This window comes from Enterobacter sp. ECC-249, from assembly GCF_043965265.1.
GTDB classification, from domain to species: Bacteria; Pseudomonadota; Gammaproteobacteria; order Enterobacterales; family Enterobacteriaceae; genus Enterobacter; species Enterobacter quasiroggenkampii.
Window position 1 is genome coordinate 2127281 of sequence record NZ_CP143660.1, and the last position, 20676, is coordinate 2147956.

Below are 20676 nucleotides of genomic sequence, written 5' to 3' on the forward strand. Positions count from 1 at the left end.
ATAAATGTCTTTAATTAGTATGCACGGCGCGTGGCTCTCTTTCAGCGACTCGCCGCTTCTCGATAATGCAGAGCTGCATATCGAAGATAACGAGCGCGTCTGTCTGGTGGGCCGTAACGGCGCGGGTAAATCCACGCTGATGAAAATCCTTAATCGCGAACAGGGGCTGGATGACGGCCGCATCGTTTACGAGCAGGATCTGATCGTCTCCCGCCTCCAGCAGGATCCGCCGCGTCACGTGACCGGCAGCGTTTACGATTTCGTGGCGGAAGGCATTTCTGAGCAGGCCGAATACCTGAAGCGCTATCACGAGATTTCGCATCTGGTGATGACCGACCCGAGCGACAAAAACCTCAACGAACTGGCGAAAGTGCAGGAGATGCTCGATCACCACGGTCTGTGGCAGCTTGAAAACCGCATTAACGAGGTTCTGGCCCAACTTGGTCTGGAAGCGGACATGGAACTGTCGGCGCTTTCCGGCGGCTGGTTGCGTAAAGCGGCCCTGGGCCGCGCGCTGGTCAGCGGGCCCAAGGTGCTGCTGCTGGACGAACCGACGAACCACCTGGATATCGAAGCGATTGACTGGCTGGAAGGTTTCCTGAAAACCTTCAGCGGCACCATCATCTTTATCTCGCACGACCGTTCGTTTATTCGCAACATGGCGACGCGTATTGTCGATCTCGACCGCGGCAAGCTGGTTACCTATCCCGGCGATTACGACACCTATCTGCTTGAGAAAGAAGAAAACCTGCGCGTGGAAGAACTGCAGAATGCGGAGTTCGACCGCAAGCTGGCGCAGGAAGAGGTGTGGATCCGCCAGGGCATCAAGGCCCGCCGTACACGTAACGAAGGCCGCGTGCGCGCTCTGAAGGCAATGCGTCGTGAGCGTAGCGAACGCCGTGAAGTGATGGGCAGCGCCAAAATGCAGGTGGAAGAAGCGTCCCGTTCGGGCAAGATTGTCTTCGAAATGGAAAACGTCAACTATCAGGTTGATGGCAAAGTACTGGTGAAAGATTTCTCCGCTCAGGTCCAGCGCGGCGACAAAATTGCGCTTATCGGCCCGAACGGCTGCGGTAAAACCACGCTGCTGAAGCTGATGCTGGGCCAGCTGCAGGCCGACAGCGGCCGCATTCACTGCGGGACTAAGCTTGAAGTGGCCTACTTCGACCAGCACCGCGCGGAGCTGGATCCGGACCGCACAGTGATGGATAACCTCGCCGAAGGCAAGCAAGAGGTGATGGTAAACGGCAAACCGCGCCACGTGCTGGGCTATCTGCAGGACTTCCTGTTCCATCCGAAACGCGCAATGACGCCAGTCCGTGCGTTATCCGGCGGTGAGCGAAACCGTCTTCTGCTGGCGCGTTTGTTCCTGAAACCAAGTAACCTGTTAATTCTCGATGAACCAACGAACGACCTGGATGTCGAAACGCTGGAATTACTCGAAGAGCTGATTGACGGTTATCAGGGGACCGTGATGCTGGTTAGCCACGATCGTCAGTTCGTGGATAACACCGTAACCGAATGCTGGATCTTCGAAGGTGAAGGGCGAATTGGTCAATATGTCGGCGGTTATCACGATGCCAAAGGGCAGCAATCGCAGTCTCTGGCGCAGAAACAGGCAAAGTCCAAAATAAGTTCTGAACCTACTGTAACAAAAGCAGAAACTGTCAAGAAAACCTCGGCTAAACTAAGCTATAACCTGCAGCGCGAACTGGAGGGACTACCGCAGCGTCTGGAAGAGCTGGAGGCCGCGCTTGAAGATCTGCAAAAACAGGTTGCTGATGCGTCATTCTTTACCCAATCGCATGACTATACTCAGAAAGTACTGTCAGAACTGTCCGCGGCTGAAAAAGCCCTGGAAGAAGCATTTGAGCGCTGGGAGTACCTTGAGTCTCTGAAAAACGGCGCATAAACAGGGATAACATATGTGTGACCAGCACCATGCCGACAGGCATATTTTATGCTCGCAATGCGATATGCTCGTGGCGTTGCCAGAGCTTGGTCACGGACATAAAGCCCTGTGTCCACGTTGCGGCGCAACGTTGACAACCGAGTGGGACGCGCCGCGGCAGCGTCCCACTGCTTACGCTCTGGCAGCATTGTTCATGCTGCTGCTCTCCAATCTCTTCCCCTTCATCTATATGAAGGTGGGAGGGATAACCAGCCAGGTGGATTTGCTTGAAATCCCGGGCGTGATGTTCTCGGAAGATTACGCCAGTCTCGGCACCTTTTTTCTCTTGTTTGTTCAGATAGTCCCGGCTTTTTGCCTGGTCGTTATCCTTTTGCTGGTCAACCGCGTCAGGATGCCGGCATCGCTGAAAATCAGGCTCGCGCGCATCCTTTTTCAGCTTAAAAGCTGGGGCATGGCCGAGATCTTTCTGGCAGGCATTCTGGTCAGCTTCGTGAAGCTCATGGCGTACGGCGACGTGGGGATCGGCAGCAGCTTTATTCCGTGGTGCCTTTACTGCGTCCTGCAGCTGCGCGCATTCCAGTGCGTGGACAGGCGCTGGGCGTGGGATGATATCGCTCCGGCACCGACGCTTGCACAGAAGGTGAAGGTCGGGTTGCCCGGCATTCGCCAGGGGCTGCGTTCCTGCCCATGCTGCACCGCCGTGCTGCCCGCCGATCTCGACGTTTGTCCGCGCTGCGAAACGAAAGGTCACGTACGCCGTAAAAATAGTCTGCAGTGGACGATGGCGCTGCTGGTCACGTCCGTCATGTTGTATCTGCCAGCCAATATTCTGCCAATCATGATCACCGATTTGCTCGGCGACAAAATGCCCTCCACGATCCTGGCCGGGGTGATATTGCTCTGGGGCGAAGGTTCTTATCCGGTCGCCGGCGTAATTTTTATCGCCAGTATTATGGTGCCAACCTTAAAAATGATTGCCATCGCCTGGCTCTGCTGGGATGCGAAAGGTCATGGGAAACGCGACAGCGAGCGCATGCACCTGATTTATGAAGTGGTCGAGTTTGTCGGACGCTGGTCAATGATTGATGTGTTTGTCATCGCCGTTCTCTCTGCACTGGTGCGGATGGGCGGTTTGATGAGTATTTATCCCGCGATGGGGGCTTTAATGTTTGCACTGGTTGTGATCATGACCATGTTTGCGGCCATGACCTTCGACCCTCGTTTATCGTGGGATCGTGAGCCTGAATCAAGCCATGAGGAAGAGTAAGAGCATGGAAAATAAGAGTGGAGAGGCGAAAGTGCAGAAGGTCAAAAACTGGTCGCCGGTGTGGATTTTTCCCATCGTGACCGCGCTGATCGGTGCCTGGATCCTGTTTTATCATTACAGCCATCAGGGACCGGAAGTCACGCTGATAACCACCAATGCCGAGGGGATTGAGGGCGGTAAAACGACCATCAAAAGCCGTAGCGTGGACGTGGGCGTGGTCGAAAGCGCAACCCTGACCGACGATTTAACCCATGTGGAAATTAAGGCGCGCCTTAATGCCGGCATGGAAAAACTGCTGCATGGCGATTCCGTTTTCTGGGTCGTTAAGCCGCAGGTGGGGCGTGAAGGGATCAGCGGCTTAGGGACGCTGCTTTCTGGCGCCTACATTGAGCTGCAGCCCGGCGCTAAGGGTAACCAGCCAGCCAAATACCAGCTTCTGGACTCACCGCCGCTTGCGCCGCCTGATGCCAAGGGTATCCGCGTGATCCTAGACAGCAAAAAAGCAGGTCAGCTCACGGCGGGCGACCCGGTACTGTTCCGCGGCTACCGCGTCGGGTCGGTTGAGAAAAGCACGTTTGATCCGCAGAAACGCGCGATCAGCTATCAGCTCTTCATCAATGCGCCAAACGATCGCCTGGTCACCAGCAACGTCCGCTTCTGGAAAGACAGCGGGATCGCGGTGGATCTGACCTCGGCAGGCATGCGCGTTGAGATGGGTTCGCTGACCACGCTGTTTGGCGGCGGCGTGAGTTTTGACGTGCCGGAAGGGCTGGACTTGGGTCAGCCGGTTGCAGAGAACACCGCTTTCCGTCTGTTTGACGATCAAAAAAGCATTCAGGATGCGCTCTATACCGATCACGTTGACTTCCTGATGTTCTTTAAAGACTCCGTTCGCGGCCTGCAGCCGGGGGCGCCTGTTGAGTTCCGCGGCATTCGTCTCGGTACGGTTGGGCAAGTGCCGTTCTTCGTCCCGGGCCTTCAGCAGGTGCTGGATGATGATTACCGCATTCCGGTGCTGATCCGCATTGAACCGGAGCGTCTGCTTAATCAGATTGGTGAAAATCAGGATATCGCTACTCATATCACCCAGCTGATGGAACGCGGTCTGCGCGGGTCGCTGAAAACCGGCAACCTAGTGACCGGTGCGCTGTACGTGGACATGGACTTCTATCCAAAAGCGCCTCCGATTACCGGTATCCGTGAATTCGGTGGCTACAAGATCATTCCAACGGTGAGCAGCGGTCTGGCCCAGATCCAGCAGCGTCTGATGGAAACGCTGGATAAGATTAACAATCTGCCATTGAATCCGATGATTGAAGCGGCGACCGGGTCGTTACATCAGAGCCAGGAGACAATGCAGCGTCTGCAAACCACGCTGGATAATATCAACAAGATCACGGCGAGCCAGAGCATGCAGCAGCTGCCTCAGGACATGCAGAAAACGCTGCGTGAGCTGAACCGCAGTATGCAGGGCTTCCAGCCGGGCTCAGCGGCCTATAACAAGATGGTGGCAGATATGCAGCGTCTTGATCAGGTCCTGCGTGAACTGCAGCCTGTTCTGAAAACGCTCAACGAGAAGAGCAATGCGCTGGTGTTCGAAGCGAAAGATAAAAAGGATCCTGAGCCGAAGAGGGCAAAACAATGAAAAAGTGGCTATTGATGGTTGGCGCTCTGCTGTTAACGGCGTGCAGTTCAGGGGTAGAGAATAAAAGCTACTATCAGCTGCCTGTGGAGACCCACAGCGGCGGGCAAAGCACGGCGAGTCAGGGAAACCGTCAGCTGTGGGTTGAGCAGGTTGCCGTGCCGGATTATCTGGCAGGAAACGGCGTGGTCTATCAGACCAGCGACGTTAAATACGTGATTGCGACGAACAACCTGTGGGCCAGCCCGCTGGATCAGCAGCTGCGAAACACGCTGGTGGCCAATCTGGGCAGCCAGCTTCCGGGTTGGGTTGTCGCGTCGCAGCCGCTGGGTAACGACCAGGATACTCTGAACGTCACGGTCACGGGCTTCCACGGCCGTTATGACGGTGCGGTGGTGATCAGCGGGGAGTGGTTGCTGAATCATCAGGGGCAGCTGATTAAGCGTCCTTTCCATCTGGAGCTGAAGCAGCAGAAAGACGGTTATGATGAAATGGTGAAAGTTCTGGCTCAGGGTTGGGCACAGGAGTCGGCCAGCATCGCAAGGGAAATCTCCCGGTTGCCATAAGTAAAATTCATCATCAAAAACCGCAGTTGGCCTGTCGCTGATTGCGGTTTTTTTTCGTTTTCAGTTCAGATTGTTACTTGTGCCACGTCACAATTTTTGTACAAATGAACTTCCAGGTACCTCACAAATATTACACCCGTATGAATTTTGAACATTGACGCTGCGACTAATTCGGGGTATTCGTTATCTGTGCCTGTGCATTTAGTGCAGACACTGTTTTCTTTCCACCAGACAAAAGAATGAGGGAAACGAGGCATGAAGAGACAGAAACGAGATCGCCTGGAACGGGCTCATCAACGTGGTTATCAGGCCGGCATCGCTGGACGTTCTAAAGAAATGTGTCCTTATCAGACGATAAATCAAAGGTCACAATGGCTTGGAGGCTGGCGAGAAGCCATCGGCGACAGGGCACTCATAGCCTGATAACGTCTCTTTCAAAAAAGAAACCTCCGCAATGCGGAGGTTTCGCCTTTCTGGTGGTGCGAAAAGCACGATCAGAAAGCTGAAGTGTCCTGGAACAGGCCAACTTTCAGGTCGCTTGCGCTATAGATCAGACGACCATCGACCAGCACTTCGCCATCTGCCAGGCCCATAATCAGGCGGCGGTTAACGATGCGCTTGAAGTGAATACGATAGGTCACTTTCTTCGCTGTAGGCAGAACCTGGCCGGTGAATTTTACTTCGCCTACGCCCAGCGCGCGGCCTTTACCTTCGCCGCCCAGCCAGCCCAGATAGAAGCCAACCAGCTGCCACATCGCATCCAGACCCAGACAGCCAGGCATTACCGGATCGCCGATAAAGTGACAACCGAAGAACCACAGGTCCGGGTTGATATCGAGTTCTGCTTCTACGTAACCCTTATCGAAGTTGCCGCCGGTTTCGGTCATTTTCACGACACGGTCCATCATCAGCATGTTCGGGGCCGGTAACTGTGGGCCTTTTGCGCCAAACAGTTCACCGCGACCAGAGGCAAGAAGATCTTCTTTTGTATAGGATTCGCGTTTATCTACCATGTTCTCAGTAAGCCTTATTTTAGTGAAGGACGCAGGATAGCTAACACGTGTACGCTGAACAAGTCCGATCAGTTCGAACTAAACCAGCCCAGCCAGCGTAACGGCCATGGATAACGATGACGAGCATCCTGCTGTGTCGCCTGAGCAATGCGCTCCTGAATAGTCTGCATCAGGGTGGTTTGCCCTTCGCCATCCCAAACCAGATTTGTCAGTAAGGGTAGTGCATCCTCAATCCCTTCGATGGCCCAGATGGCGAATTGCTCTTGCTCAACTGCATCCAGAATATCCTGACTGAGGCTCAAATGGCGTGCGTTGGCAGCAGGAATAATCACACCCTGTTTGCCGTTTAAACCGCGCTGCTGACAGATAGAGAAGAAGCCTTCAATTTTTTCGTTGAGGCCTCCCACTGGCTGGGCACGACCGAATTGGTCTACCGAACCGGTGATCGCAATGTTCTGATTGATGGGCACTTCTGCCAGGGCGCTGATTAAGGCGCACAGCTCGGCCATAGAGGCGCTATCGCCATCCACTTCGCTGTAGGACTGCTCAAACGTCAGCGAGGCGGAGAAGGGGATCTGCTGCTCAAGCTGCAGTTCAGACATCAAAAACGCCTGCATGATCATCATGCCTTTCGCATGAATGTTTCCGCCCAGCTCGGCTTTCCGTTCGATATCGGTAAATTCGCCATCGCCAATATGCACAACGCAGCTGATACGGGACGGCTCCCCGAACGCGCGCGGATGGCCAGGAAATTCAATCACCGACAGAGCGTTGATCTGCCCGACGCGTTCGCCTTCGGTTTCCACCAGGATTTGTTCGAGCAGAATTTCATCCTGCATACGGTCGGCAAGATAGCCTTCTCGCCACTCGCGCTGAGCCAGCATCTGAGTGAGCTGTTCTCCGGTGAACGCCCCGTTACCGCTGATCACACCCACTTCACGCAGCTGTTTGCCGATCCAGAGCGGGCAAAGCGGCAGCGTTTCCTGGTCACCGGTGTAGCGTACCGCTTCGCGGATTAAGCCCGGCCACGCGTCAGCCGCAGGCGTTGGCAGCGCAAAACGTTCGGCAACGGCCATCACCCACTGGCACCACTGTGCCATATCGTCGGCATCGGCAATCTGGATATTGTCTTCGTATTCGCTATACACCGCCTGCTCAGCCAGTTCAGGCTCCATTTCCTGGAAGTCCGCCAGCGATTCACGGTCACCCGTCAGCACGACGGTTAGCGACAGCGGCATAGACGGAACCGAGACAGGCAGGGGACGAGACTCATCGTAGCCGACCCAGTCGAAACGCTGCTGGTGGACGATGGTTTTCAGACGCATCCACAGCAGCGGCTGCGAGAGCAGGGTACGCAGCGAGATGATGAGAACACCACCATTTGCGCGATGTACCAGCCCCGGCTGCAGCGAAAGTTCGCCGTTAAACTGGCGCAGACAACCAAAGAGTTGTTCCGCCTCGACCCAGTTAGCGGTAATCACTTCTCCCTTAGCGGCAAAACGGCCATCGGCCTGCGCCGCTGGCTCGAAAGTGACATCATGTCCCGCAATACGATACTGGCCGCCAAAAACGGCGTTCGCTTCCGGCTTCAGCTGGCGCACGGCATCCCCGAGCAGCGTCAGGTATTCCGCTTCTTCCGGGGCCTTGAGCAGCATAAAGGGCGCTGTTGCCCATGGGCTTAACACCTGCTCCAGCGCATAATGCAAACGAGGCTGCGTATCGCTAAGGATGAATTCGTGTTCTTTTGCGAGTTTGGGCTGTGCAAACAGTTCCTGGTAACTTTCGGTATCCGGAACAAGGTCACGCCATGCAAGTTTCGTAATGGTCAAAGTTGATGTTTTTTAGTCAGATGTAAAAGCGTGGAGTATACCGTAAGCGGGGGGCTGTACCCAAGCAGGATTGGGGATTTCGACAGGGTGATTGGCTGCATTCAATCACAGGCTATGATTTCTTTTCAGCAGATTGCTAAAAAACTGATATTCTGAACATAGTTACGTGGTAACACTGAGATCGCAATGAAATATCAACAACTGGAAAATCTCGAAAGCGGCTGGAAATGGAAGTACCTGGTCAAAAAGCACCGTGAAGGGGAGCTGATCACCTGCTACATCGAAGCCAGCGCTGCGCAAGAAGCCGTGGATATTTTGCTGACCCTCGAAAATGAACCGGTACAGGTTAACGGCTGGATTGAGAAACACATCAATCCTGCGTTATTAAACCGGATGAAGCAAACTATCCGCGCGCGACGCAAACGGCATTTTAACGCTGAGCATCAGCACACTCGCAAAAAATCAATCGACCTGGAGTTCGTTGTCTGGCAACGCCTTGCTGGGCTGGCGCAACGCCGGGGCAAAACGCTGTCGGAAACCATCGTGCAGTTGATTGAGGATGCCGAACATAAAGAGAAGTACGCCAATCAGATGTCGACGCTGAAGAACGACCTTCAGGCCCTGTTGGGTAAAAAATAGATTCTAGTTTTCTGCAGAAAATAAAAAACCCCGCATGGCGGGGTTTTTTTATAAGACGATAACTTATGCCGCTGGCTGAGTTACAACGTCTTTGATGCCTTTAACTTCGATCTCTACGCGACGATCTGGAGCCAGGCAGTCGATCAGTGCAGCGCGAGCTTTCACGTTGTCACAGGTGTTGCCAGTAACTGGGTTAGATTCGCCCATACCACGTGGGGAGATCTTGTTAGCTGGGATACCTTTAGAGATCAGGTAATCAACAACAGACTGAGCACGTTTCTCAGACAGTTTCTGGTTGTAAGCGTCAGAACCGATACGGTCGGTGAAGCCCAGAACCACTACAGAACCGTCTTTAGGATCCAGGTTGCTCAGCTGGGTGTACAGCTGATCCAGTGCCTGCTGGCCTTCTGGTTTCAGAGTCGCTTTGTTGAAGTTGAACAGAACGTCAGACTTCAGAGTGAAGTGCTTGGTCTGTACTTCTGGAGCTGGAGCCGGCGCTGGAGCAACAACTGGTGCTGCTTCTTCCTGCTGGCCGAAACGGTAGGAAACACCTACGCTCAGCATGCCGTTGTCTGGACGAACACCAACGGTGTTGCCGTCGCCGATGTTGTTAACCCACTGGTATTCCAGACGGGTAGCGATATCACGGGTCATAGCCCACTCAACGCCACCAGCGAATACTGGGGAAACACCGGTATCGTGGTTGTCGCCAGAGATGTTGTTGCTGGAGTCTGCGCGCCATACCATGCCGCCCAGACGGGTGTACACGTCCAGATCGTCAGTGATTGGGTAGCCCAGTTTAGCGGTCAGCTGAACGCCCTGTGCTTTGAAAGCGCCGTTGATGGTGTCGCCTTTGTATGGCATACGACCTAACCAGTCGTAACCCATTTCAAAACCAACATACGGGTTAACCTGATAGCCACCGAACGCACCTGCACCAAGCTGGCTCTCGTGAGTTGGGCCATCATTGTTCAGGCTGCTGTTGTACCAGCCGGTGTCGTGGAACTGAGACCAGCCCAGTTTACCACCTGCATACCAGGTATTATCTTTCGGAGCGGCCTGCGCTACGGTAGCGAAGCCAGCCAGTGCCACTGCAATCGCGATAGCTGTCTTTTTCATTTTTTGCGCCTCGTTATCATCCAAAATTCGCCATGAAAGTCTCAGAAGAGAATCACGGTTAAATCCTTCACCGGGGGGCGTGGTCAAATATAAATCTACCGATATCTTCGGCTTAGGCCGAGCACCCCTGGCGATGTAAAGTCTACAACGTAGCTGAAAACTTACAAGTGTGAAGTCCGTCAGGCATATGAAAAAAAAAGTTCCGTATACCGATTATTTAACATTTTTCGAACGAATTTTGTGCAATAAAATTAAGGAGAACCGCACCAGACAAGCCTTGCCGCAATTTTCAGTCAGGGAACTTTAGCGTCATCTTGTAGTCAAAAAAAATTCCAGGAAAAATCTTAATTTCACTCAATGATACAAATTCGAGTGAATTTTTAGCCCAGAAAGTTGTCCTCTGCGGTAAGAATCCGATCGAACAGGACGCATAATGAACCCGATCGCATTCCCTTCTTCAGCTGCTTCAGTCAGACGGAAATGTTCCTCTTCCGTCAATTCTTCCGGTAACCATCCAATCACCACGCTGTAATTTCCGGTGCGTAACGCACGGATCATCGACTCAACGGTATCGCAAGGCGAGAGCTGGTTAATTTGCATAACCTTGGTGAGCGGAAGGCCTGCGGACTGAACCCACTCGCGGCTCAGCTTTTGCTGAGGCGTGAGCCAAAGCTGCCAGCGCGATTGCTGACCGAGCTGTTGTAATAGCGGCAATAACAGAAGTTGCGTCAACAGGGGCTGGTCTTCACGATAAACCACTTCACTGATAAGCCCTGTGGAAACACGCTCGACGGAATTCTGCGGGACATTGCCTGCTGCAGAAGAGAGAGAGATTGCGCGATTTGCATAGCCTGAAGTGTGCATATTCATTCCAGCCCTGTGGTTACTGTATGAATATACAGTAACCCCTGTGTGCCCAAAGATCAACCTCATTTTCGGAAAGCGACTCGCAAAATTCATTCAATCTTGATGCCCCTCGAAAATTCATCTTGCTCAACGGCGATAAGTTGCCTATTTTCCTGCTAACGGATCCGCTAGTAAGAAATTTCGTTGTTACGTTTTGATTTTTAAGGGAAATATCATGAAAAAGATATCTTATGAACGGATTTATAAATCCCAGGAATACCTCTCCCCGTTGGGCGAGATCCATCATCGCGCGCTGTTTGGAGGCTACACCCTCGCGGTGGATGATGCGGTTTTTGCCATGGTTTCTGATGGCGAACTTTATCTTCGGGCCTGTGAGGAGAGTGCAAAATACTGTGTAAAAAATGCCTCCTCTTTTTTGACGTTGATGAAGCGAGGTCGCCCGGTGCTGCTCAACTATTATCGTGTGGATGACGGATTATGGCAGGACAGGGAGCGATTGCTTCAGCTCTCCTCGTTTGCGCTCAGTGCGGCAAGAAAAGAGCGCTATCAGCGACATCAGCGAAACCGCCTTAAGGATCTGCCAAACCTAACCTTTCAGCTTGAGGTCTTGCTCTTTGAAGCAGGCATAACCAACGAGGAAACGCTCCGGGCGCTGGGTGCCAGAGCGAGCTGGCTAAAGATGCGGGCAAACAACAAAGCGCTCAGTATTAAAGTTCTCTTCGCGCTGGAAGGGGCCATCGAAGGGCTGCATGAGGCGGCACTCCCGGCAGGCATTCGCCGGGAGCTGACGGAGTGGTTTAATGCGCTGCCTGAGCCACAGGAGAATCACTCCTCCAGGTAGCGATTTGCTGTTGCAGCCGGCAAATTTCAGGCAGCAGAGCGATAAGCAGGCCTATCTGCTGAAGTACCAGCGGCGCTTTGCTGTCGTTTCCAGGGTCTAGATGCGCAATGCGTTGAGCCAGTTCATCCAGCGCCTGCTGAACGCGCGGCTCATCGGCCGGTCGGTGATGAAGCGCGTCATCAACATAGCAGACGGCGTCATCGAGCAGGTTGAGAATACCCGGGTTAGTGAGTTTCTCACGGTGGGCCCCCAGCGTCGAAATATAGCTGGTGAACGTATGGTTCAGGCAGAGCAGGCGGAACGCAGTCTCACGAATCTCCGCCGTGGCGCGAGGCTCCGTTGACATGTTAGAGACAACGGAGGCCAGTTCTGCATCGCTGTTATGCGCATCGCGACGAGCTATCCGGTAAGCCAGGCGGTTATCGCGCCCCTGGTGGTACTGCTCAAGGATAGCGTCAAGGTATCGACAGTTGGCGTTCATCGCCCTGTCTACCACGCGCGGCAAATTGCGAAAACGCCAGTCCGGCCAGATAAAACTGACCGCGGCCCAGGCAATCGCGCAGCCAATCAGGGTATCGATCACGCGGGGCAGGGCGACTTCAAACCCTTCACCCAGCAGGTTAAAGCAGAGCAGCACCAGCAGCGTGATGAACATGGTGGCATGGGCGTACTGCACGTTGCGAAACGCGAAGAACAACACGCCGGTGATCACGATCAGGATCAATTGACCTTCAACGGAGGGGACGAAATAGAGCACCGGAAGGCCGATCGCGACGCCAACCAGCGTGCCGATAATACGCAGCGCAAGACGGTGTCGGGTGGCGTTATAGTTTGGCTGGCAAACGAACAGGCTGGTCAGCAGGATCCAGTAGCCGTGGTGCAGCCCGGTTATCTGGATAAAGGCATAACCCACGCACAGCACCAGCGACATTCTTACCGCGTGGCGAAAGAGAGCCGACTCCGGCGTAAAGTTGCGGCTCAGCCGTAGCCACATATCGCTGACGCTGTGGACGCTGTCATCAGCAAGCTGGTTTTCAACCTCACTGCCCGGCACCGCCATCGCCTGTTCGGACTCAATGGTCGCCAGCTGCGCGTCAATCGCCCGCAGGTTGTTCAGCAGAAAGCCCAGCGCTTTGATGTGCTCCGGTGACGTTCCGCTGGCCTGTACGCGGTCGAGCGCCGCATCAAGGTGGCTGAATACGCGTTCAAAGCGGGGGTCATGCTGATAGGGCGTGCGTAGCAGAATAGAGCGAGAGAGCTGCTGGCACGCCTGGGACTGCATGGACAGCAGGCGCTGGAAGCGGAACATCACGTCGCTGTAGCGGAACTTCTCGCGCAGGGCGGCATACTGAACGTGCGAAGAGCTGGCGCGTTCATGAATATCCTGGGCGGCAAAATAGTAGTGTAAGGTCCTTCGCGTTCCGCGCTGACCGCGATCGCCGCGCAGACGGGTAAGCAGAGAGGCTTTTGTCTGGTTAAGGGTGGCGACCAGCTGGCCGTTTGCCAGCGCCAGATCGTAGAGCGGAGCCTGGCTTTCTTCTTCGATATCCGGGTCGAACAGGCGGGATTTCAGTTCCAGATAGTGGGCTAACTGCTCAAAGCTGCGGGCAAGGTTATCCTGCAGCGGGCGAACCGGGAAGATTAAATGACCGGTTAGCGTCAGCAGGTTATACCAGATGGCGCCCAGCAACAGCAGAACCGGCTGCTGATACCACTGGTCGTACAGGGAAACGCCCAGCATGGTGTAGATGGCGATCAGCAATGCACCGAAAGCGATGGTGGCATAGCGCTGCCCAAGGCCGCCCAGCAAAATAAACCCGCTGGTTGAGAGCGTGAGCCCCAGGGCAAACAGCCAGGGCCATGGGAAAAGCAGCTCAACGGACGCCGAGGCAATAAAAAAGCAGACGAGCGTAATAACCAGGTTACGTAAACGCCCGGCCAGACGATCGTCCAGGTCCGCCAGCGCCCCGGCCACTACGCCCAGCGTGAGTGGGATGGTGAGCTTGACATCATTAAGCCACCAGGGCAGGGCAACCGTGCCGCAAAGCGCGATAAATATCCTGACGTTGTATAGCCAGGTGCTGTTCCAGGTATAACGGCGAAGCAGTGGGCTTAGCATAAACGCGGCCGGTCCTTAGTTACTGAAAACGACGACGAGCGTTTGCTTCACGCGCCGCCTGGGCCACTTCGATCGGAACAACCCTGCGCCCGACGGGCCAAAGGGCGATAGCGGCGATCTTAAAGTTCGCGATCCCCACCGGAATACCAATAATCGTGATGCACTGCGCAATCCCCGCAAAAATATGCATGATGCACAGCCACCAGCCGAAGAAAATCAGCCACAGAATGTTCAGCAGGGTTCCGCCGGTATTCATCAGGGCGCTTTTGCTCTCCGGATTCAGCTCGTCAACGTGGATGGCTTCATTCCCGTAGGGGATTAAGGAGAGTTTTGTGATTTCCCAGCAGGAACGGGTCAGGGGAAGCGTGAAAATCAGGACGATGCTCACCAGCGTGGCAAAAAGCCAGGAAAGGGTGGTGGCAAAACCGCCCAGCACAAAATTCAACACATTCAGAACGGTACGCATAAACCCTCACTTCCTTTCGATAAAATTAACGCCCAATGATTGTAACGTTTTTTTAGGCTGGAGCACCTTAAAACTGGCAGTTAAACTGTCAGGTAAATTATCTCTTCGTGGATTTGGCGGAACATGGAACTGAAAGCAACGTCGTTAGGCAAACGCCTGGCGCAACACCCTTACGACAGGGTTGTTCTCCTTAATGCCGGGGTGAAAGTCTCCGGGGAACGCCACGAATACCTTATTCCGTTTAATCAGCTTCTGGCTATCCACTGCAAACGCGGGCTGGTATGGGGCGAGCTGGAGTTCGTTCTGCCTGACGATAAAGTCGTGCGTCTTCACGGCACCGAGTGGGCGGAAACCCAGCGTTTCCACCATCACCTGAACGCGCTCTGGCAGCAGTGGAGCCAGGATATGAGCGTGATTGCCGCCCAGGTGCTCCAGCAGGTGCTGGACGATATCGCGCAAAGCAACGCGCAGCATTCGTGGCTCACTCGTCAGCAGACCGCCGGGCTGCAGCAAAAGATCCGACAGGCACTCTCGGCACTGCCGATCTCCGTGACGCGTCTCGACGAGTTTGACAACTGTCGCGACGCCTGGCGCCAGTGTCAGGCCTGGCTGAATGATAAGGATAAAAGCCGTCTCGCCCATAATCAGGCGTGGACGGACGCCATGCTCACCCAATACGCCGACTTTTTCAATTCGGTGGAGTCCTCTCCGCTCAACCCGGCCCAGGCGCGCGCGGTGGTTAACGGTGAGCATTCGCTGCTGGTGCTGGCGGGGGCCGGTAGCGGTAAAACGTCGGTGCTGGTGGCGCGTGCCGGCTGGCTGCTGACGACCGGGGAAGCGGTAGCCGATCAAATTCTGCTTCTGGCCTTTGGCCGCAAGGGAGCTCAGGAGATGGACGAACGGATCCAGGAGCGTCTGCATACCCGGGATATCACGGCCAGAACCTTCCATGCCCTTGCGCTGCATATTATTCAGCAGGGCAGTAAAAAAGTGCCTTCCATCAGTAAGCTGGAAAACGACGCGCAGGCGCGTCAGGCGCTGTTCATCAAAACGTGGCGCCAGCAGTGCAGTGAGAAAAAGGCGCAGGCGAAAGGGTGGCGTCAGTGGCTGGAGGAGGAACTCAACTGGGAGGTGCCGGAGGGCAGCTTCTGGCAGGATGATAAACTGGCGCGTCGGCTGGGTTCACGGCTTGACCGCTGGGTCAGCCTGATGCGAATGCACGGCGGAACGCAGGCAGAGATGATTGAAAGCGCGCCGGAGGCGATCCGCGATCTGTTTTCGAAGCGGGTCAAGCTGATGGCTCCGCTGCTGAAAGCCTGGAAAACCGCGCTGAAAGAGGAAAATGCCGTCGATTTCTCCGGCCTGATCCATCAGGCCATCATCATTCTTGAGAAGGGGCGTTTTGTCAGCCCGTGGAAACATATTCTGGTGGATGAGTTCCAGGATATCTCACCGCAGCGTGCTGCACTGCTCTCGGCGCTACGGGCGCAAAATAAACATACGTCGCTGTTTGCGGTGGGTGACGACTGGCAGGCCATCTATCGCTTCAGCGGGGCGCAGCTCTCCCTGACAACCGCGTTCCACCACTACTTCGGCGAAGGGGATCGCAGCGATCTGGACACCACCTACCGCTTCAATTCACGTATTGGTGAAATCGCCAACCGCTTTATCCAGCAGAACCCGCATCAGCTGGCAAAGCCGCTCAATAGCCTGCGGCCAGGGGATAAAAAAGCCGTGACCCTGCTGGCGGATGACCAGCTGGAACCGCTGCTGGACAAGCTCAGCGGCTACGCGAAGCCTGATGAACGTATTCTGGTGCTGGCCCGCTACCATCACCTTAAGCCCGCGGCGCTGGAAAAAGCCGCCACCCGCTGGCCGAAGCTGCAGCTTGAATTTATGACGATTCACGCCAGCAAAGGGCAGCAGGCTGATTATGTGATTGTGGTGGGGCTGAAAGAGGGCAGCGACGGTTTCCCGGCTCCGGCCCGCGAGTCGGTAATGGAACAGGCCTTGCTGCCGGTGCCGGAAGACTTCCCGGATGCCGAAGAGCGGCGTTTGCTGTACGTGGCTATCACCCGCGCGCGGCATCGCGTATGGCTACTGTTTAATAAAGAAGAGCCATCCGTGTTTGTCGATATTTTGAAGAGTATTGATGTGCCGGTGGCGAGAAAACCGTAGCGGGATTGCCGGGTGGCGGCTTCGCCTGACCCGGCCTACAAAACCAGTAGGCCCGCGCAAGCGTAGCGCCGCCGGGCGTAAAGCTACTTCAATCTCTCTGAAAGATAACGCTGATAGTCCGGAATAAGGATATCTACCGGCGAGTTGAACTGCGGCGATTCGATGATGAAATCCGCCGTCGACAGGTTCGTCGCTACCGGAATATTCCACACCGTCGCCAGACGCAGCAGCGCTTTAACATCCGGATCGTGCGGAACCGCGTTCAGCGGATCCCAGAAGAAAATCAGCACATCAATCTTCCCTTCGGAGATCTGCGCGCCGACCTGCTGATCGCCGCCCATCGGGCCGCTCAGCATGGCATTCACCTGCAGACCCGTTTCACGCTGAATCAGGTTACCGGTTGTGCCGGTTGCCGACAGGGCGTGCTTTTCCAGCGAAGACTGATGGCGGCGAACCCAGTTAAGCAGCATTTGTTTACAGTGATCGTGCGCCACAAGAGCAATGTGTTTGCGCTCAGGCAGCGTGCGTGTTGTCAGTTCCATAATCATATCCATCAGGTTAACTGCCTACACGATGACGGGAACCTTCTGACGCTGCAAGAGAAAGGCGTAAAAAATGTGGCTTACGATGAAGGTTGTTGTTTTGCCCACTGTAAAAATCGGGCCCGCGTGTCGGGATCGGCCTGCTGAAACCAGAATTTAAGGCGCTGTTCCGTCAGGGTCTGGGACTGGGGAGGAATGACGTCCAGTTCGGAGACGCCGGATAGCAGCGTACTGTCGTCCGCCATCATGGTGGCAAACTGCGGAAGCGATGCGCGTTTCCCCGCTTTGTTATAGGTCTGCGTCGCGGCCTCGTAGTCCGGACCTTTTGGTGAGGTCGTCAGCGCCAGAATATCCAGCTTCACCGGAATCGGCATCGCATCCCCGTCCAGCAGTTCAACGCGGGGTGAAGCGTCGAAGGCCGCAGACTCTTTCTCCGTTTCAAGACGAGGGAGGGTGATATTCACCTGACTGATTTGCCGGGTATTAAAGCTGACGATCAGCGGAGGCGAGATGTACATCCGTTGCTCGTGATTCGCCAGACCGATCGATTTTTCCACCCGGAATACCAGCTGATGCGGCCCGTTATCTAACTCGATGCTGTCGGCACCGCGCAATAGCGAGCTGGAGACCTTTTTTCCGTCCAGCACCAGGAGATCAATATCGGTAGAGAGCCGGAGTGTGGTAGCAAAAACGCAGACCGGCATCACTAACGCAATCAGAGCAGTGGCAATACCGGCTTTCATAGAAGGCTCCCGTCAGAAATCCTGTCGCCGCATTAATGTATCTAAATTTTTCGAGAATCATGTTTACTAACATATAGACATATTTCGCCGTTTTGCCCTCATGCGTCGGTATGGGATGGATGGTTGAGATGTGCGGTTTGGCGTACACTTTTAAAAAAGCCAGGAGAAAAACCATGAAAGAGAACGATATTGCCGAGATTCTGACATCCACGCGTACCATTGCGCTGGTGGGCGCGAGCGATAAACCCGATCGTCCAAGCTATCGGGTGATGAAATACCTTCTCGATCAGGGCTACCACGTCATCCCGGTCTCGCCAAAAGTGGCGGGGAAAACCTTAATGGGCCAGCAGGGTTATGCCACGCTCGCTGACGTGCCGGAAAAAATTGATATGGTTGATGTCTTCCGAAACTCCGAGGCGGCGTGGGAAGTGGCGCAGGACGCTATCGCCGTAGGGGCAAAAACGCTGTGGATGCAGCTGGGCGTGATTAACGAGCAGGCCGCCGTTCTGGCGCGGGATGCGGGGTTGAAGGTCGTCATGGACCGCTGTCCGGCGATTGACATCCCCCGTCTGGGGCTGGCGAAGTAATAAAAAAAAGCCCGTTCATCGGGCTTTTTTTACACGCTTAGTTCCGCAGGCGCGGAGCCTGTAACTGTTTGCGGATAGTCTGAGCAAGCTCATCCATTGTGGGTTGCTCCGGATGCTCTTCCTGCAGCTCGCTGCTCAACTGCGCTTCAGCAAGATAGGTGTGAACGGGTTGTCCATCATCACCTTCCATCACCACATGGTACCAGGGCGCGGCGCGAAGCTCTGCATTCACCGCCAGCTCGTCTGCTGACGGTTCATCAAGGGAATACTCCGGGTCGATATCCACGACCACACCCAAATACCCGAGCAAAGTGTGGCGGACCTGCTGGCCGATACCGAATTTGCTGGCAATCATAGTCACCTCCCGGGAAACACTACTTACACGTTATGTGCGGGCAATATTTCTCTTTTCAAGTTACATGACGCGACAGGCAAACCCTTTCAGATACAGTCCTTCCGGGTAGGTAGCAATCACGGGGTGATCGGCTGCCTGACGGAACTGCTCTATAAATTGTACATCACGGCCAGCATCTATTGCGGCGTCGGCGATGATTTTCTGAAATAAATCTGTGGTCATCAGGCCTGAGCAGGAGAAGGTGAGCAGAACTCCGCCCGGGTTCAGCAGCTGGATAGCCAGCATGTTGATATCTTTATACCCGCGGCAGGCGCCCATCAGCTGGCTTTTGTTTTCCACAAACTTTGGCGGATCCATCACGATGACGTCGAACTTCTCGCCCTGGTCGCGATATTTACGCAGCAGCTTGAAGACGTCGTCACGTATAAATTCGGCTTTGCTCAGATCCAGCTTGTTCAGCTCGACGTTCTGTTTTGCCACGTCCAGCGCTTCCTGGGAGGTGTCCACGCTGACCACCTGGGCACAGCCGCCCATCAGCGCTGAAACGGCGAAACCACCGGTGTAGGAGAAACAGTTCAGCACGCGTTTGTCGGCAACGTATTGACGCGTAGCCAGACGGCTGTCGCGCTGGTCGAGGTAGTAACCGGTTTTGTGGCCGCCCTGAATGTCCACCAGCAGCTTCATGCCGTGCTCTTCAATCGGCAGCAGGGCAGGCGGCAGTTCACCCGTGACCGGACCCTGGGTCAGCTCCATGCCCTCTTTTTTGCGCACCGCCACATCGCTGCGGTCGTAAATGGCGCACTGTGGGAACAGCGTTTGCAGGGCGCTGATCAGCGCGGCACGCTGGTATTCCGCCCCGGCGCTCAGGAGCTGCAGCACCAGGAAGTTGCCGAAGCGATCGATGGTCACGCCCGGCAGACCGTCTGACTCACCGGCAATCAGGCGGTAGCTGTCCAGCCCGTCGCGTTTTGCCAGCCACTCACGCCACTGCTGCGCCTGCTGCAGACGACGGACGAAGAAGTCGATGTCGATGGTTTCGTCTTTATCAAACGTCCAGACGCGAGCGCGGATTTGGGACGCTGGCGAGAAGGCGCCTCGCGCTAACCATTTCCCCTGATGGTCAACGATGTCAATGGTTTCACCGAGGCTGGCTTTGCCTTCCATGCGGGCAACCGCGCCGGAAAAGACCCAGGGATGACGGCGCAGTAAGGATTTCTCGCGCCCTTTGGCTAACACTAAACGTACACTCATAATTTGCTGTTCTGTCGATTTCAGGGAAATGGCGCGTAGAGTAGCACATTCAGCAAGGCGCAATCATCTGCCGATGCCGTTGAGCGTTTCGGCACAAAATCAAATCGCTTAGGCACATTGGGGCATTGTTGCGTGCTTTATCTTAGGGCTTCCGGTTCAGCAAAGGAAATACCCATGAAAAAGCGCAGTGTCATCACAATAGCCGCTCTGTCGGCGATAAGTTTTCAGGTTTTCGCGGTAACGCCTTTCGGCCTCACCAGCCGGGATATTTCCGGCGAACGCCGGTTGTTGCAGCAGCAGGTATTTGAGGGGTTTGGCTGCCACGGTGGTAATCAATCTCCACAGCTGGCGTGGACAAATCCCCCCGCCGGTACGAAAAGTTTTGCCATCACGGTCTATGACCCGGATGCGCCTACCGGCAGCGGCTGGTGGCACTGGACCGTAGCCAATATACCGGCGAAGACAATGACGCTGCCTGCTGATGCGGGTAACCCAAATGGCGAAAAATTACCTGCTGGCGCTGTGCAGGGGCGTAATGATTTCGGCTATTCTGGATTCGGCGGCGCCTGTCCGCCCGCAGGCGATAAGCCTCACCGCTATCAGATGACCGTCTGGGCGCTGGACGTGGATAAACTGCCCGTCGACAAAAATGCCAGCGGCGCGCTGGTCGGCTATATGCTCAATAGTCACGTTCTGGCAAAGGCTCAGTTAACAGCAACCTACAGCAGATAAGGATGGCG

At 54.9% G+C, this 20676-nt stretch carries 20 protein-coding genes; 10 read left to right on the plus strand and 10 right to left on the minus strand.

From position 1 onward, the window contains the following. Positions 1-4: 4 nt before the first annotated feature. From V1587_RS10055 to rmf, 5 genes are all read left to right on the plus strand, one after another. Positions 5-1912, plus strand: a complete 1908-nt coding sequence (locus V1587_RS10055; protein WP_371898393.1) for an ABC transporter ATP-binding protein — start codon at positions 5-7, stop codon at positions 1910-1912. A 13-nt stretch (positions 1913-1925) separates the two neighbouring features. Beyond that, positions 1926-3179 (plus strand): membrane integrity-associated transporter subunit PqiA, encoded by a 1254-nt coding sequence (pqiA, locus tag V1587_RS10060; protein ID WP_371898392.1) that lies wholly within the window; start codon positions 1926-1928, stop codon positions 3177-3179. 4 nt (positions 3180-3183) lie between these two features. After that, entirely contained in the window at positions 3184-4824 is a 1641-nt protein-coding gene (pqiB, locus tag V1587_RS10065; protein ID WP_371898391.1) for an intermembrane transport protein PqiB, read from the plus strand. Beyond that, positions 4821-5387 carry a membrane integrity-associated transporter subunit PqiC gene (gene pqiC, locus V1587_RS10070; RefSeq protein WP_371898390.1) on the plus strand — a complete coding sequence of 189 codons (567 nt, stop codon included), beginning with the start codon at positions 4821-4823 and terminating at the stop codon, positions 5385-5387. The genes pqiB and pqiC overlap by 4 nt, the downstream gene beginning before the upstream one ends. Positions 5388-5642: 255 nt before the next feature. Beyond that, positions 5643-5810: a ribosome modulation factor gene (gene rmf / locus V1587_RS10075; protein ID WP_013097261.1), complete on the plus strand. Its 168-nt coding sequence runs from the start codon at positions 5643-5645 to the stop codon at positions 5808-5810. 71 nt (positions 5811-5881) lie between these two features. Here rmf and fabA read toward each other — a convergent pair whose 3' ends face one another. Further along, on the minus strand, positions 5882-6400 hold the full coding sequence (gene fabA / locus V1587_RS10080) for a 3-hydroxyacyl-[acyl-carrier-protein] dehydratase FabA (protein WP_008499931.1): 519 nt from the start codon (positions 6398-6400) through the stop codon (positions 5882-5884). Between the two features lie 68 nt (positions 6401-6468). Next, positions 6469-8229, minus strand: a complete 1761-nt coding sequence (locus V1587_RS10085) for an AAA family ATPase (protein WP_395314578.1) — start codon at positions 8227-8229, stop codon at positions 6469-6471. Positions 8230-8415: 186 nt separating this feature from the next. On the opposite strand from V1587_RS10085, the gene matP reads away from it, so the two are divergent. Further along, positions 8416-8868 carry a macrodomain Ter protein MatP gene (gene matP, locus V1587_RS10090; RefSeq protein WP_008499929.1) on the plus strand — a complete coding sequence of 151 codons (453 nt, stop codon included), beginning with the start codon at positions 8416-8418 and terminating at the stop codon, positions 8866-8868. 63 nt (positions 8869-8931) lie between these two features. Here matP and ompA read toward each other — a convergent pair whose 3' ends face one another. Both ompA and sulA read right to left on the minus strand, forming a co-directional pair. Then, a complete protein-coding gene (ompA, locus tag V1587_RS10095; protein WP_023311028.1) occupies positions 8932-9987 on the minus strand; it encodes a porin OmpA in 1056 nt (351 codons plus the stop codon). Positions 9988-10341: 354 nt separating this feature from the next. Next, entirely contained in the window at positions 10342-10851 is a 510-nt protein-coding gene (gene sulA / locus V1587_RS10100; RefSeq protein WP_371898548.1) for an SOS-induced cell division inhibitor SulA, read from the minus strand. A 217-nt stretch (positions 10852-11068) separates the two neighbouring features. Between sulA and V1587_RS10105 the strand changes: the two genes are divergently transcribed. After that, positions 11069-11695 (plus strand): TfoX/Sxy family DNA transformation protein, encoded by a 627-nt coding sequence (locus tag V1587_RS10105; RefSeq protein WP_371898388.1) that lies wholly within the window; start codon positions 11069-11071, stop codon positions 11693-11695. Here V1587_RS10105 and yccS read toward each other — a convergent pair. Further along, on the minus strand, positions 11652-13814 hold the full coding sequence (gene yccS / locus V1587_RS10110) for a YccS family putative transporter (protein ID WP_371898386.1): 2163 nt from the start codon (positions 13812-13814) through the stop codon (positions 11652-11654). The two genes, V1587_RS10105 and yccS, sit on opposite strands and share 44 nt — an antisense overlap. A gap of 19 nt (positions 13815-13833) precedes the next feature. Beyond that, positions 13834-14280 carry a YccF domain-containing protein gene (locus V1587_RS10115; protein ID WP_371898385.1) on the minus strand — a complete coding sequence of 149 codons (447 nt, stop codon included), beginning with the start codon at positions 14278-14280 and terminating at the stop codon, positions 13834-13836. 123 nt (positions 14281-14403) lie between these two features. Here V1587_RS10115 and helD point away from each other — a divergent pair, with 123 nt between their 5' ends. Continuing rightward, on the plus strand, positions 14404-16458 hold the full coding sequence (helD, locus tag V1587_RS10120; protein ID WP_371898383.1) for a DNA helicase IV: 2055 nt from the start codon (positions 14404-14406) through the stop codon (positions 16456-16458). Positions 16459-16541: 83 nt separating this feature from the next. Here helD and mgsA read toward each other — a convergent pair whose 3' ends face one another. After that, a complete protein-coding gene (mgsA, locus tag V1587_RS10125) occupies positions 16542-17000 on the minus strand; it encodes a methylglyoxal synthase (RefSeq protein WP_048991031.1) in 459 nt (152 codons plus the stop codon). Positions 17001-17080: 80 nt separating this feature from the next. Then, positions 17081-17743 carry a DUF2057 family protein gene (locus V1587_RS10130; RefSeq protein WP_371898381.1) on the minus strand — a complete coding sequence of 221 codons (663 nt, stop codon included), beginning with the start codon at positions 17741-17743 and terminating at the stop codon, positions 17081-17083. Between the two features lie 173 nt (positions 17744-17916). Between V1587_RS10130 and V1587_RS10135 the strand changes: the two genes are divergently transcribed. Further along, complete coding sequence (locus tag V1587_RS10135) at positions 17917-18330, plus strand: CoA-binding protein (RefSeq protein WP_193051279.1); 414 nt, start codon at positions 17917-17919, stop codon at positions 18328-18330. Positions 18331-18367: 37 nt separating this feature from the next. Here the strand turns inward: V1587_RS10135 and hspQ are convergent, their stop codons facing one another. Both hspQ and rlmI read right to left on the minus strand, forming a co-directional pair. Further along, complete coding sequence (hspQ, locus tag V1587_RS10140) at positions 18368-18685, minus strand: heat shock protein HspQ (RefSeq protein ID WP_008499919.1); 318 nt, start codon at positions 18683-18685, stop codon at positions 18368-18370. Between the two features lie 60 nt (positions 18686-18745). Then, entirely contained in the window at positions 18746-19936 is a 1191-nt protein-coding gene (gene rlmI, locus V1587_RS10145; protein WP_371898380.1) for a 23S rRNA (cytosine(1962)-C(5))-methyltransferase RlmI, read from the minus strand. Between the two features lie 174 nt (positions 19937-20110). On the opposite strand from rlmI, the gene V1587_RS10150 reads away from it, so the two are divergent. Then, positions 20111-20668: a kinase inhibitor gene (locus V1587_RS10150; protein ID WP_371898379.1), complete on the plus strand. Its 558-nt coding sequence runs from the start codon at positions 20111-20113 to the stop codon at positions 20666-20668. The last annotated feature ends 8 nt before the right edge of the window (positions 20669-20676 follow it).

Excerpts from the sequence above, each read along its gene's own strand:
- V1587_RS10055 (WP_371898393.1), top strand. The coding sequence starts at position 5 with ATGTCTTTAATTAGTATGCACGGCGCGTGGCTCTCTTTCAGCGACTCG.
- pqiA (WP_371898392.1), top strand. The coding sequence starts at position 1,926 with ATGTGTGACCAGCACCATGCCGACAGGCATATTTTATGCTCGCAATGC.
- pqiB (WP_371898391.1), top strand. The coding sequence starts at position 3,184 with ATGGAAAATAAGAGTGGAGAGGCGAAAGTGCAGAAGGTCAAAAACTGG.
- pqiC (WP_371898390.1), top strand. The coding sequence starts at position 4,821 with ATGAAAAAGTGGCTATTGATGGTTGGCGCTCTGCTGTTAACGGCGTGC.
- rmf (WP_013097261.1), top strand. The coding sequence starts at position 5,643 with ATGAAGAGACAGAAACGAGATCGCCTGGAACGGGCTCATCAACGTGGT.
- fabA (WP_008499931.1), bottom strand. The coding sequence starts at position 6,400 with ATGGTAGATAAACGCGAATCCTATACAAAAGAAGATCTTCTTGCCTCT.
- matP (WP_008499929.1), top strand. The coding sequence starts at position 8,416 with ATGAAATATCAACAACTGGAAAATCTCGAAAGCGGCTGGAAATGGAAG.
- ompA (WP_023311028.1), bottom strand. The coding sequence starts at position 9,987 with ATGAAAAAGACAGCTATCGCGATTGCAGTGGCACTGGCTGGCTTCGCT.
- sulA (WP_371898548.1), bottom strand. The coding sequence starts at position 10,851 with ATGCACACTTCAGGCTATGCAAATCGCGCAATCTCTCTCTCTTCTGCA.
- V1587_RS10105 (WP_371898388.1), top strand. The coding sequence starts at position 11,069 with ATGAAAAAGATATCTTATGAACGGATTTATAAATCCCAGGAATACCTC.
- yccS (WP_371898386.1), bottom strand. The coding sequence starts at position 13,814 with ATGCTAAGCCCACTGCTTCGCCGTTATACCTGGAACAGCACCTGGCTA.
- V1587_RS10115 (WP_371898385.1), bottom strand. The coding sequence starts at position 14,280 with ATGCGTACCGTTCTGAATGTGTTGAATTTTGTGCTGGGCGGTTTTGCC.
- helD (WP_371898383.1), top strand. The coding sequence starts at position 14,404 with ATGGAACTGAAAGCAACGTCGTTAGGCAAACGCCTGGCGCAACACCCT.
- mgsA (WP_048991031.1), bottom strand. The coding sequence starts at position 17,000 with ATGGAACTGACAACACGCACGCTGCCTGAGCGCAAACACATTGCTCTT.
- V1587_RS10130 (WP_371898381.1), bottom strand. The coding sequence starts at position 17,743 with ATGAAAGCCGGTATTGCCACTGCTCTGATTGCGTTAGTGATGCCGGTC.
- V1587_RS10135 (WP_193051279.1), top strand. The coding sequence starts at position 17,917 with ATGAAAGAGAACGATATTGCCGAGATTCTGACATCCACGCGTACCATT.
- hspQ (WP_008499919.1), bottom strand. The coding sequence starts at position 18,685 with ATGATTGCCAGCAAATTCGGTATCGGCCAGCAGGTCCGCCACACTTTG.
- rlmI (WP_371898380.1), bottom strand. The coding sequence starts at position 19,936 with ATGAGTGTACGTTTAGTGTTAGCCAAAGGGCGCGAGAAATCCTTACTG.
- V1587_RS10150 (WP_371898379.1), top strand. The coding sequence starts at position 20,111 with ATGAAAAAGCGCAGTGTCATCACAATAGCCGCTCTGTCGGCGATAAGT.